Origin of the sequence: Sphingomonas sp. Leaf22 (genome assembly GCF_001421715.1) — a bacterium.
Classification (GTDB): domain Bacteria; phylum Pseudomonadota; class Alphaproteobacteria; order Sphingomonadales; family Sphingomonadaceae; genus Sphingomonas.
The window spans coordinates 43824-55284 of the sequence record NZ_LMKP01000006.1 but is presented as its reverse complement, the minus strand read 5'-3'; the positions used below and the strand labels follow the sequence as shown (position 1 = coordinate 55284).

At 65.2% G+C, this 11461-nt stretch carries 12 protein-coding genes; 6 read left to right on the top strand and 6 right to left on the bottom strand.

Annotation, left to right across the window (positions count from 1 at the left end; translation table 11 throughout):
- Positions 1–120: 120 nt before the first annotated feature.
- Together ASE70_RS04395 and rnd are read right to left on the bottom strand one after the other, a co-directional pair.
- A complete protein-coding gene (locus ASE70_RS04395; protein WP_056501794.1) occupies positions 121–459 on the bottom strand; it encodes an I78 family peptidase inhibitor in 339 nt (112 codons plus the stop codon).
- Positions 456–1631: a ribonuclease D gene (rnd, locus tag ASE70_RS04390; RefSeq protein WP_056400242.1), complete on the bottom strand. Its 1176-nt coding sequence runs from the start codon at positions 1629–1631 to the stop codon at positions 456–458. The genes ASE70_RS04395 and rnd overlap by 4 nt, the downstream gene beginning before the upstream one ends.
- Positions 1632–1740: 109 nt before the next feature.
- Here rnd and aspS point away from each other — a divergent pair, with 109 nt between their 5' ends.
- Entirely contained in the window at positions 1741–3537 is a 1797-nt protein-coding gene (gene aspS / locus ASE70_RS04385) for an aspartate--tRNA ligase (RefSeq protein ID WP_056400248.1), read from the top strand.
- Positions 3538–3580: 43 nt separating this feature from the next.
- Here the strand turns inward: aspS and ASE70_RS04380 are convergent, their stop codons facing one another.
- Positions 3581–4207 (bottom strand): carbonic anhydrase, encoded by a 627-nt coding sequence (locus ASE70_RS04380; RefSeq protein ID WP_156347424.1) that lies wholly within the window; start codon positions 4205–4207, stop codon positions 3581–3583.
- Positions 4208–4314: 107 nt separating this feature from the next.
- On the opposite strand from ASE70_RS04380, the gene lipA reads away from it, so the two are divergent.
- Positions 4315–5241, top strand: coding sequence for a lipoyl synthase (gene lipA, locus ASE70_RS04375; RefSeq protein ID WP_056004170.1), 927 nt, complete (start codon positions 4315–4317; stop codon positions 5239–5241).
- Positions 5241–5741: a type II toxin-antitoxin system RatA family toxin gene (locus ASE70_RS04370; RefSeq protein WP_056400254.1), complete on the top strand. Its 501-nt coding sequence runs from the start codon at positions 5241–5243 to the stop codon at positions 5739–5741. The genes lipA and ASE70_RS04370 overlap by 1 nt, the downstream gene beginning before the upstream one ends.
- On the opposite strand, the gene ASE70_RS04365 is transcribed toward ASE70_RS04370, so the two are convergent.
- Genes ASE70_RS04365 through ASE70_RS04355 form a run of 3 tightly spaced genes read right to left on the bottom strand, consistent with a single transcriptional unit; the run spans position 5663 to position 7861 of the window.
- Positions 5663–6202 carry a CinA family protein gene (locus ASE70_RS04365; protein ID WP_056400263.1) on the bottom strand — a complete coding sequence of 180 codons (540 nt, stop codon included), beginning with the start codon at positions 6200–6202 and terminating at the stop codon, positions 5663–5665. The genes ASE70_RS04370 and ASE70_RS04365 overlap by 79 nt on opposite strands.
- Before the next feature lie 4 nt (positions 6203–6206).
- The gene (locus tag ASE70_RS04360; protein ID WP_056501791.1) at positions 6207–6722 is read right to left on the bottom strand and encodes a hypothetical protein; all 516 of its coding nucleotides are present in this window, start codon (positions 6720–6722) and stop codon (positions 6207–6209) included.
- Complete coding sequence (locus tag ASE70_RS04355) at positions 6719–7861, bottom strand: bifunctional 2-C-methyl-D-erythritol 4-phosphate cytidylyltransferase/2-C-methyl-D-erythritol 2,4-cyclodiphosphate synthase (protein ID WP_056501788.1); 1143 nt, start codon at positions 7859–7861, stop codon at positions 6719–6721. The genes ASE70_RS04360 and ASE70_RS04355 overlap by 4 nt, the downstream gene beginning before the upstream one ends.
- Positions 7862–7953: 92 nt before the next feature.
- On the opposite strand from ASE70_RS04355, the gene dusB reads away from it, so the two are divergent.
- From dusB to ntrC, 3 genes are read left to right on the top strand one after another with little or no spacing between them, the layout of a single operon-like run.
- A complete protein-coding gene (gene dusB, locus ASE70_RS04350; protein WP_056400270.1) occupies positions 7954–8949 on the top strand; it encodes a tRNA dihydrouridine synthase DusB in 996 nt (331 codons plus the stop codon).
- Positions 8925–9995, top strand: a complete 1071-nt coding sequence (locus ASE70_RS04345; RefSeq protein WP_056400272.1) for a two-component system sensor histidine kinase NtrB — start codon at positions 8925–8927, stop codon at positions 9993–9995. Before dusB ends, ASE70_RS04345 begins: the two co-directional genes overlap by 25 nt.
- On the top strand, positions 9992–11446 hold the full coding sequence (gene ntrC / locus ASE70_RS04340) for a nitrogen regulation protein NR(I) (RefSeq protein ID WP_056501785.1): 1455 nt from the start codon (positions 9992–9994) through the stop codon (positions 11444–11446). Before ASE70_RS04345 ends, ntrC begins: the two co-directional genes overlap by 4 nt.
- Positions 11447–11461 lie beyond the last annotated feature (15 nt).

Genomic DNA, 11461 nt, shown 5'->3' with positions numbered 1-11461 from the left:
GAAGCCAGAACACACTGTGTCAACTTCCGCGTCCCCCACGGCAATTAACTGATTGAAATAGTGAGACTTTGGTAAGTTTCATCAACGAACGTACCGTAACCTTCGTCAACTTCCGCAACCTTATCCGCAGCGCAGCCGCGTCACGACGCCCTTGTCGTCGACATGAATGTTCAGCCGGTCGGGCCGGAAGTCCATCGTGACCATTGCCCCCGGCCGGATCACCCGGACCGCCCGCGCGCCGGACCGCTTGCGGGCATCGTCTTCCATCGTTGCCGTCACCGCCTTGCCGACCAGATCGTCGATCGAACCGATCCCGCAATCCTCGATCTGTCCGACCATCCCGGTTCCGGCCGGACGCCCGCCCATCGCGGGCGGCGTCGTCGCCCCCGGCGGCGGAGTCCGGGGTTGCGGTTCGGTACACCCGGCCACCGCCATCGCCATCAGCGCCAACTGCTTCATTCCACTACCTCCGCCCGCGTCATCTTCAATCGTCCACCCAATACGGTGAACCCAAGCTGACCCTCGACCAGCGCCAGGGCGTCGCGACCGAACTGTTCGAACCGCCAGCCGGTCAGGATCGACAGCCCCTCGCGCTGCCCGGCCGCCAATGCCTCCAGATCGTCCGACCGCGCCAGCAGGCGCGACGCGACCTTGATCTCGTTGGCCCGGATTTTCAGCAGCAGTTTCAACAGGTCGGCGACCAGCGCCCCTTCCTTGCCCAATGCCGGCTTGCGTTCGTCGCGGCCCGGCATCTCGTCGGCGGGCAGCGGCTTGGCTTCGGCCAGCGCGGTCATCATCCGCGCGCCGATATCGTTGTGCGCCCATGCCGCCGACAACCCGCGCACCTTGGCGAGATCGGCCTGTTTGCGCGGCGGATTGCCCGCCAGATCGGCGATCGTCTCGTCCTTGACGATCCGCCCGCGCGGCAAATCCTTGCCCTGCGCCTCCAGCTCGCGCCATTTGCCCAGCGCCTTCAACCGCCCCAGCACGTCGGGCTTGCGGCTGTTGACGCGAACGCGCTGCCACACCGTTTCCGGATCGTTGAAATAATTGGACGGATCGCCGATCCGCTCCATTTCTTCATCCAGCCATAATCCGCGCCCGGTCTTGCGCAGCTTGCCCAGCATCTTGGGAAAAATGACCGACAGATGCGTCACGTCGGCGATCGCATAATCGATCTGCCGATCGTCAAGCGGCCGCCGCGACCAGTCGGTGAAGCGCGCCCCCTTGTCGACCGTGATCCCCAGATAGGCATCGACCAGATTGGAATAGCCGACCTGCTCCCCCTGACCCAGCGCCATCGCCGCCACCTGCGTGTCGAACATGGGGAAGGGGGTCTTGCCGGTCAGGTTATAGACGATCTCGATATCCTGCCCACCGGCATGGAAGACCTTCAGCACGTCGTCATTATCGGTCAACAGGTTGAGCAGGGGGGTCAGGTCGATCCCCGGTGCCATCGGGTCGATCGCGGCGGCTTCCTCGGTATTGGCGATCTGGATCAGGCACAGTTCGGGCCAATAGCTGTTCTCGCGCATGAATTCGGTGTCGACGGCAACGAAGTCGGACGTGGCGAGGCGGGTACAGAGGGCAGCGAGCGTCGCGCTGTCCGCGATCAACGGATGGATATGCATCGCGTCCGCATAGCAAGGGCCGCGCGCCTTGACAAAAGGGGGTGGGAGAGAGAAGCGCCCCACGTTCAGAAATCACTATTTTAGTGAAACACCGCCAAAGGTCTTACCGATGCACGCCTATCGCACTCATAACTGCGGCCAGTTGACCGACGCGAACGATGGCGAGACCGTCCGCCTGTCGGGCTGGGTGCATCGCAAGCGCGACCATGGCGGCGTGTTGTTCATCGACCTTCGCGACCATTACGGCATTACCCAGATCGTCGCGGACAGCGATTCGCCGGCGCTCGCGCTGCTCGAATCGGCGCGGACCGAGTCGGTCCTGACGATCGACGGCAACGTAAAGCTGCGCAGCGAGGCGACGAAGAACCCCAACCTCGCCACCGGCGCGATCGAAATCTACGCGCGCGCCGCGACGCTCCAGTCGGCGGCGCAGGAACTGCCGATGCCGGTCGCGGGCGAAGCCGAATATCCCGAAGACATCCGTCTGCGCTATCGCTTCCTCGACCTGCGTCGTGAACGGCTGCACGCGAACATCCTGCTGCGCTCGAACGTCATCGCGTCGCTGCGCCGCCGGATGATCGATCAGGGCTTCACCGAATTCCAGACCCCGATCCTTACCGCATCGTCGCCGGAAGGGGCACGCGATTATCTGGTCCCCAGCCGGGTCCATCCAGGCAAATTCTATGCGTTGCCGCAGGCGCCGCAGATGTTCAAGCAGCTGCTGATGGTCGCCGGTTTCGACCGGTATTTTCAGATCGCGCCATGCTTCCGCGACGAAGACGCGCGCGCCGACCGTAGCCCGGGCGAATTCTACCAGCTCGATTTCGAGATGAGCTTCGTCACGCAGGAAGACGTGTTCGCTGCGATCGAACCCGTACTGCACGGCGTGTTCGAGGAATATGCAAACTGGCAGGGCAAGGGCCGCACGGTCAGCCCGCTGCCGTTCCAGCGCATCCCCTACCGCGAATCGATGCTGAAATACGGCAACGACAAGCCCGACCTGCGCAACCCGCTGATCATCACCGACGTGTCCGAACTGTTCGTCGGTTCGGGCTTCGGCCGTTTCGCCTCGATCGTCGAGGCAGGCGACGTGGTTCGCGCCGTGCCGGCCCCCAAGACCGCCGACAAGAGCCGCAAATTCTTCGACGACATGAACGCGTGGGCGCAGTCGGAAGGGTTTGCCGGCCTCGGCTATGCCACGCGCAAGGGCGGCGAATGGGGCGGCCCGATCGCCAAGAACCATGGCGAGGAAGGCATGGCCAAAATCGCCGAAGCCCTTGGCCTCGGTCCCGACGACGGCGTGTTCTTCGCCGCCGGCAAGGAAGCGCAGGCCGCCAAGCTCGCCGGCCTCGCGCGAACCCGCGTTGCCGAAACGCTCGGCCTGATCGACGACAAGCGGTTCGAATTCTGCTGGATCGTCGATTTCCCGATGTTCGAATATGACGAGGACGCGAAGAAGGTCGATTTCAGCCACAACCCCTTCTCGATGCCGCAGGGCGAGATGGAAGCGCTGGAGACGATGAACCCGCTCGACATCCTCGCCTATCAGTACGACATCGTCTGCAACGGCGTGGAGCTGTCGTCGGGCGCGATCCGGAACCATCGTCCCGAAATCATGTACAAGGCGTTCGAAATCGCCGGCTACAGCCAGGAAGACGTCGACACGAACTTCGCGGGGATGATCAACGCGTTCAAGTTCGGCGCACCGCCGCACGGGGGCTCGGCACCGGGTGTCGACCGGATCGTCATGCTGCTGGCGGACGAGCCGAATATTCGCGAGGTCATCACATTCCCGATGACGCAGAAGGCGGAAGATCTGATGATGGGTGCGCCGAACTATGCGACGCCCAAGCAGCTTCGCGAACTCAATATCCGCGTGACCGTCGACGGTCCGAAGGAAGGGTAAGAAGAGTTGTGGGGCGGGGGAGTATTCCCGCCCCGCGTCCTATTCACGCGTTTTCGAACGTATCGCCCTCGAGCACGCGCAGGCGCCCGTCCTCGATTGCGAAGACCGCGCCGTGCAGCTTGAGCGTGCCGGCCTCGACCCGTTCCTTGACGAACGGGAAGGTCATCAGGTTGTTGAGTGAGACTTTCACGCCTTCCTGCTCAAGTGCCTTCTGACCCTCTGGACCGGTGCCATGCTCGGCCACGACCTTTTCGCGTGCGCCGTCGAGCAGGTCGATCCAGTGGGCGACGAAGCCGCCTTCGCCCGGCTTGGTATTCGCCAGCGCCTGCGTCAGGCAAGCGTTGACGCCGCCGCACGCACCATGGCCAAGGACGAGGACTTCCTCGACCTCCAGCTTCGTCACCGCAAATTCCAGCGCCGCCGACACGCCGTGCCGCCCGCCATCATCCTCGAACGGCGGCACGAGATTGGCGACGTTGCGCACCACGAAGATTTCGCCCGGACGTGCGCCGAAAATGGTCGCCGGATCGACGCGGCTGTCGGAACAGGCGATCACCATCACCTTGGGGCTCTGGCCACTGGCCAGTTCGCTCCAGCGTTCGCGTTCCTGCTGCCATTCGGTGCCGCGGAAGCGATAATAGCCCTCTTTGAGGTCGCTGAAGTGCATCAATGATTCTCCGTCATAAGGTATAAACCTTCCCTCGTTCGGTAGACGCACGGCGCGCGCGAACGTTGCAGGCGGTTGTTCGTTTCGCCGTGTATCGCTATCTGACACGCATGAACGAGATGACGCCGCTGCCCCGCCCCGAGCGGATCCGCAAGCCCGACTGGATTCGGGTCAAGGCACCGACCGGCAAGGTGGTGCAGGAAACCCGCGCGCTGATGCGCTCGAAAAGCCTGACGACGGTTTGCGAGGAGGCGGCCTGTCCGAACATCGGCGAATGCTGGTCGAAGAAGCATGCGACCGTCATGATCCTCGGCGACACCTGCACCCGCGCCTGCGCGTTCTGCAACGTGAAGACCGGCATGCCGCGCGCGGTCGATCCGATGGAGCCGCAGCATGTCGCCGAAGCGGCGGCGGCGATGGGACTAAACCATATCGTCATCACCTCAGTCGATCGCGACGACCTGCCCGATGGCGGTGCCAAGCAGTTCGTGAAGGTGATCGAGGCGATCCGCGCCGCGAACCCGACTACGACGATCGAAATCCTGACCCCCGATTTCCGCAACAAGCACGAGGCGGCGGTCGAGATGATCGTCGCGGCGCGGCCGGACGTCTACAACCACAACCTCGAAACCGTGCCGCGTCTCTATCCGACCATCCGCCCGGGTGCGCGCTATTACGCATCGCTGCGGCTGCTGGAGAGCGTCAAGAAGCTCGACCCGTCGATCTTCACCAAATCGGGTATCATGCTCGGCTTGGGCGAAGAACGGCTGGAAGTGCATCAGGTGATGGACGACATGCGATCGGCCGACATCGATTTCCTGACCATGGGCCAGTATCTGCAACCGACGCCCCGCCATGCGAAAGTCATCGACTTCGTGACCCCCAAGGCGTTCGACGGGTTTGCGGCGATCGCGCGGGCCAAGGGCTTCCTGCTGGTGGCGTCGTCGCCGCTCACCCGGTCGAGCTACCATGCCGGTGACGATTTCGAACGGATGCGGGCGAACCGGGATGCCAAGCTGGGCGTTGTCCGCGGCTGATGCCAAAGCATAGCGAAACCCGCCATCTGCCCTATTCCCCCGAGCAGATGTTCGATCTGGTCGGCGACGTCGCGCGCTATGGCGAGTTCCTGCCATGGGTCAGCGCGATCCGGGTCCGGTCGAGCAGCGATACCGAAATGGTCGCCGACATGATCGTCGGCTTTAAGGGGCTGCGGGAAAGCTTCACGTCGAAGGTGCAGAAGGAACGCCCCGACCATATCCGCGTCGATTATCTCGACGGGCCGCTCAAATATCTGAACAACGACTGGCGCTTCCGCCCCGATGGCCAGGGCGGCTGCTACGTCGATTTCGGCGTCGATTTTCAGTTCAAGAGCCGCATGTTCGAGATGCTGGCCGGACAGGTGTTCGACCGGGCGCTCCGCAAGATGATCGGCGCGTTCGAGGATCGCGCCGCCGATCTTTACGGCGATTCGGGCACCGGTTCCTCGGGCGCGACGTCGGGCGGCAGCAGCAGTTCGAGCGCACATAGCGCCGCCTGAAGGCGGACCCCGCCACGCCCCAGATCGCCGAACTGGCGCAGGTCGGCAACGATCTTCGCCGGATCGCCGCCCTTTTCCGCGCGCGCGAACACGACCGTGCCGACCGGCTTCTTTTCGGTACCGCCACCCGGACCGGCGACGCCGGTGATCGCAACCGCGACATCGGCCTGCGTCACTTCCAGCGCACCCTGCGCCATGCTCCACGCGGTCGCGATCGATACCGCACCGAACGTTTCGAGCACGTCGGAACTGACCTTTACCAGATCGACCTTGGCATCGTTCGAATAGGTTACGAAGCCTGCGCCGAACACCTCCGAACAGCCCGGAATTTCGGTGATCGCCGCCGAAACCAGCCCGCCGGTGCAGCTTTCGGCCAGCGTGATGCGCCGTCCCGCGGCACGGTTCGTCTCGACGACCCGGCGCGCGGCCGCGATCAATTCGGGGGGCAAGATACTATCCATCACATCAATTCCGGGCGCGTTGTCCGCAGAGCGGCAGACGCATTTGGGGTTGGGGCCGGTCGGCATCAATCTGTGCGAACAACACGACCAGACCGGCGACGTTGCGCGGTGGCAATGGCTGCACCAGGTTCGCGGCACGCTCGATCCGCGGACAATCGGCGGGATCGATATTGCCGACGACCATCGGCGCGATCAGCGATGCGACCAGCGGCGCGGCGAAGGACGAATCGAGCAACTGGATCGCCTGCGGCGCGGTCAGCCGCGCGAGGGCCGCCTTTGCCTGCGGCCATGCGGCATCGGTCTCGGCTTCGTAGCGGGCAAGGAACGGCCCGCCGGTCCGCCGGAGCAAGGCGGTGGCGGGCAGGGCATTGGCACAGCGCGCGCCCGCCTGTCGGATCAGTTCGGGCGCGACGAACAGCACCAGCGCCTCGGCTTCCGCCGGCGTGACGCATGACGGCGGGGTCTGTGCGGATGCCGAACCGCAGGCGATCAGTGCGAGCAAGGCGGCAAAGCGCTTCATGCCGGCACCCGGATCGTCGCGATCGCCTGTGCGGCGATCCCTTCCTGTCGCCCGGTGAAGCCCAGTCGCTCGCTGGTCGTCGCCTTGATGCTGACCTGTCGTTCCTCGATCGTCAGGATTTCGGCGATCCGGCTGCGCATCGCGGCACGGTGCGGCCCGATCTTGGGCGCTTCGCAGATCAACGTCAGGTCGACAAAATCGATGACCCCGCCCTCGGCACGGACGAGCTTGCCAGCGTGCGCCAGAAACTGTCCCGATTCGGCACCGCGCCATTGCGGATCGCTCGGCGGAAAATGCGTTCCGATATCGCCGGCACCGATCGTGCCGAGCAGGGCGTCGGTAATGGCGTGCAGCGCGACATCGGCATCGCTATGTCCCGACAGACCGCGGTCATGCGGGATCAGCACCCCGCCCAGCCACAATTCCTCCCCGGTTTCGAGGCGATGGACGTCGTAACCGGTGGCGCTGCGCGACACGAGCGCGGGCAAGGCGCGCGCCTCGGCCAGCGCGAAATCGGTCGGATAGGTGATCTTGTCGAGCATAGCGTCCCCTTCGACCATCGCCACGTCCAGCCCGATCGCGCGCAGCATCTGCGCATCGTCGGTCGCCTCGGCATCCGGGTCCCACGCGGCATGGGCATCGCGAATTGCCGCCAGCGCGAACGCCTGCGGCGTCTGCACCCGCACCAGCGTCGCCCGTGGCACGATATCGCCCAATGCCGCGTCCCCTTGCGCGAGCGTATCGGCAACGGGGAGTACGGGCACCACGCCCGCGGCGTGGTCGAGCGCGGCGAGCAAGCGGTCGATCGTGTCGGCCGGGACGAATGGCCGTGCTGCGTCATGGATCAAAATGCGTGCGGCATCGGCGACGAGGGCAAGGCCGGCGGCGACGCTTTCGCGCCGCGTCGCGCCGCCGACGACATACTCCACGTCGCCGATGGCAGCGCGCAGGGCGTCGGCCTGTCCATCCCCGATCACGACGACGACCCGGTCGATGCCGGGATGCGACGACAGCGCGGCATAGGCGTGCGCGACCATCGGCCGTCCGGCGATGGTCGCAAATTGCTTCGGGGTGGCGCTGCCCGATCGCGTGCCGTTACCGGCGGCGACGATCAGCACGACTGTTGGTCCGGTCTGCATGGCCGTCCGCCTAGCGCAAGGCGCGTGCGCCCGCCAGCCTTGCCCTGCGCGGCGGGTTGCGCTAGGGCGTGCCTGATTTTCAGGCACAATTGATGACCATAGTTCCCATCCGTATCGGCGATGTCGTCATCGACACGCCCGTAATCCTCGCGCCGATGACCGGCGTCACCGACCTGCCGTTCCGCAAGATGGTGCGGCGGCACGGATCGGGGCTGAACGTTACCGAAATGATCGCCAGCCAGGCCGCGATCCGCGAAACCCGTCAGTCGATTCAGAAGGCAATGTGGGATCCGGTCGAGGAACCGGTGTCGATGCAGCTGGTCGGCTGCACACCTATCGAAATGGGCGAAGCCGCGAAGCTGGCCGAGGACAAGGGCGCAGCGATCGTCGACATCAACATGGGCTGTCCGGTGCGCAAGGTGACGAACGGCGATGCCGGATCGGCGCTGATGCGCGATCTGCCGCTCGCCGCCGAGCTCATCGCGGCGGTGGTGAAGGCGGTGGACGTGCCGGTCACCGTGAAGATGCGGATGGGCTGGGACCATGCCAGCCTCAACGCTCCCGAACTGGCGCATATCGCCGAGGATCTGGGGGCACAGATGGTGACCGTCCATGGCCGCACCCGCAACCAGATGTACCGCGACCATGCCGACTGGGGGTTCGTCCGCCGGGTGAAGGACGCCGTGAAGGTGCCGGTGATCGTCAACGGCGATATCTGCTCGGTCGACGATGCCCGGACCGCGCTGGACCAGTCGGGTGCCGATGGCGTGATGATCGGTCGTGGTGCCTATGGCCGCCCGTGGCTGCTGGCGCAGGTTATGCAGGCCCTGTCGGGCGAGCATGTTCGGGACGATCCCTCGGTCGAGGAACAATATCGCCTGATCCTCGAACATTATCATATGATGCTCGACCATTATGGCACCGAAACCGGCGTCAACATGATGCGCAAGCATATCGGTTGGTACACCAAGGGGCTGCACGGCTCCGCCGATTTCCGGAACAAGGTCAATCAGGAAGCGAGCGCCAAGACGGTGCTGGCGATGCTCGACGACTTCTACGCACCATGGTGCTCGCGCGCCGCAGCGTGACCTCCGCTATGGCGATGCCGGCATTTGCCGACCTGTTCGCAGGGCTTCCGGTCGCCGCGCTGGTGCTCGATGAGGCGGGGTGTATCGCCCATGCCAATGGTGCCGCCGAACTGCTGCTGAACCTGTCGGACCGGGCGATGCGCGGCCTGTCACTCGAACAGATCATCTCGCTGCCACCGGGCTATGCCGAACAGCGCGATGGCCGGGCCTTTGCCAGCTACGACTGCGAATTGCAGTTGAAGCGCGGCGGGCGGCTTCGCCTCGACTTTCACGACAGCCCGGCGGCGCACGGCTCGGCATGGCGGATCGTCATGCTGTACGGCCGGCGCGGTGGCCACACGATGTCGCAGGCCGCCGGCGCGCGGGCCGCGATCGGTGCGGCGGCGATGCTGGGGCATGAGATCAAGAACCCGCTGTCGGGCATTCGCGGTGCCGCGCAGTTGCTGGCGGGTGACGTCGACGATCGCCCCGTCCTGACCGATCTGATCATCGCCGAGGTCGATCGCATCGCCGCGCTGATCGACCGGATGCAGGATTTCACCGACGATCGGCCACGCGAATTGGTGGCACAGAACATTTATCCGGTCCTGGCGCATGCGGTGCAACTCGCGTCGGCCGGGTTCGCCCGCGGGATTACGATCGAGGAGCGGTTTGATCCGTCGTTACCGCCGGTCCGCATCGACCGCGACGCATTTGTTCAGGTCATGGTAAATCTGCTGAAGAACGCGGCGGAAGCGTTGGAAAAAGTGGAGAAACCCCGCATCATTCTCGGCACCGCTTATCGCCACGGGCTGTCGCACGGCATCCATGACGGCAGCCGACGTGCCGTACCGATCGAGCTGACCGTCACCGACAACGGCCCCGGCGCGCCAGCCGACATTGCCGGCCACCTGTTCGAACCCTTCGTCTCGGGCAAGCGCGAGGGGCGGGGGTTCGGCCTGCCGATGGTCGAGAAGCTGGTCGGCGAGATGGGCGGTCTGGTCCGCTATGCCCGTGAAGGATTTCCCGCGATGACCGTGTTTCGCATGCACCTGCCGCGCGCATGACCGGCCCCGCCCGCATCCTCCTGGTCGACGACGACGCCGCGATCCGCACGGTCGTTGCACAGGCGTTGCGGCGGGAGGGGTATGACGTGCACAGCGTCGCGACCCTCGGCCAGTTGCGCGCCGAACTGCGTGGGGGGTTGCCGGGCGTGCTGGTCACCGACGTCGTCCTGCCTGATGGCGACGGCCTCGAAATGGCGGCGTCGCTCGCCACCGAATATCCCGATCTGCCGATCATCGTGCTATCGGCCCGCAACACGCTGACGACTGCCGTCCGGGCAGCGGAGGCGGGGGCGTTCGATTATCTGCCCAAGCCGTTCGATCTCGACACGCTCGCGCTGTCGGTGCGCGGCGCGCTGGCGCGGCGTGCCGGGGTGGTCGAGGAACAGCCGGTCGACGCGCTCGATTCGTCGCTGCCGCTGATCGGTCGCTCGCCGGCGATGCAGGACGTGTACCGCGTGATCGCCCGCGTCGTCGCGACCGACCTGACCGTGCTGGTCACCGGCGAATCGGGGACCGGCAAGGAACTGGTCGCCCGCGCGCTCCACGACCTCGGCCGGCGGCAGCGCGCGCCGTTCATTGCGCTAAATATGGCGGCGATCCCGCGTGAACTGATCGAGGCCGAACTGTTCGGCCACGAACGCGGTGCCTTTACCGGCGCGGCACAGCGTTCGGCGGGTAAATTCGAACAGGCCGCCGGGGGCACGTTGTTCCTTGACGAGATCGGCGACATGCCCATGGAGGCGCAGACCCGACTGCTGCGGGTCCTGCAATCGGGGGAATTTACCAGCGTCGGCGGTGCCCGCCTGATCCGGGCCAACGTCCGCATCGTCGCCGCAACGAACAAGACGCTGGCCGCGCAAGTCCAGTCGGGCCAGTTTCGCGAGGACCTGTTCTACCGCCTCAACGTCGTACCGATCGCGCTGCCGCCGCTGCGTGAACGGCGGCAGGACATTCCGCTGCTGGCGCGCCATTTTCTCGATCAGGCTGCCCGCGAGGGCCTGCCGCGCAAATCGCTGACGGCGGAGGCGTTGGCACTGCTGGAGGGGCATGACTGGCCCGGCAACGTCCGCGAGCTAGAGAATCTGATGCGTCGCATGGCCGTGCTCGGCCGCGACGCCGCGATCGAGGCGAGCGAACTGCGCGGCGCGCTGGGCGAAGCGACCGGCCGGCCGAGCGCGCTACCCGACACCGATCTCGACGAAGCAGTGCGCGCCTGGGTCCGCCGCATCGCTCGCGAAGAACCTGCCGCGCTCGACAACGGCACACTCTACGACCGGCTCATCTCCGACGTCGAACGCCCGCTGATCGAAGCGATGCTCGATCGCCACGCCAACAATCAGTTGCGTGCCGCAAAAGCCATGGGGTTGAACCGCAACACGCTGCGCAAACGGCTCGACGATCTGGGCATCGATCCGGCGCTGCGGGCCTATCATGCTGACAAGGAACGCTGATCGGTTCGGTTCGCA

Bases quoted from the DNA above. Each gene is read 5' to 3' on its own strand.
- ASE70_RS04395 (WP_056501794.1), bottom strand. From the start codon at position 459: ATGAAGCAGTTGGCGCTGATGGCGATGGCGGTGGCCGGGTGTACCGAA.
- rnd (WP_056400242.1), bottom strand. From the start codon at position 1,631: ATGCATATCCATCCGTTGATCGCGGACAGCGCGACGCTCGCTGCCCTC.
- aspS (WP_056400248.1), top strand. From the start codon at position 1,741: ATGCACGCCTATCGCACTCATAACTGCGGCCAGTTGACCGACGCGAAC.
- lipA (WP_056004170.1), top strand. From the start codon at position 4,315: ATGAACGAGATGACGCCGCTGCCCCGCCCCGAGCGGATCCGCAAGCCC.
- ASE70_RS04370 (WP_056400254.1), top strand. From the start codon at position 5,241: ATGCCAAAGCATAGCGAAACCCGCCATCTGCCCTATTCCCCCGAGCAG.
- ASE70_RS04365 (WP_056400263.1), bottom strand. From the start codon at position 6,202: ATGGATAGTATCTTGCCCCCCGAATTGATCGCGGCCGCGCGCCGGGTC.
- ASE70_RS04360 (WP_056501791.1), bottom strand. From the start codon at position 6,722: ATGAAGCGCTTTGCCGCCTTGCTCGCACTGATCGCCTGCGGTTCGGCA.
- ASE70_RS04355 (WP_056501788.1), bottom strand. From the start codon at position 7,861: ATGCAGACCGGACCAACAGTCGTGCTGATCGTCGCCGCCGGTAACGGC.
- dusB (WP_056400270.1), top strand. From the start codon at position 7,954: ATGACCATAGTTCCCATCCGTATCGGCGATGTCGTCATCGACACGCCC.
- ASE70_RS04345 (WP_056400272.1), top strand. From the start codon at position 8,925: ATGGTGCTCGCGCGCCGCAGCGTGACCTCCGCTATGGCGATGCCGGCA.
- ntrC (WP_056501785.1), top strand. From the start codon at position 9,992: ATGACCGGCCCCGCCCGCATCCTCCTGGTCGACGACGACGCCGCGATC.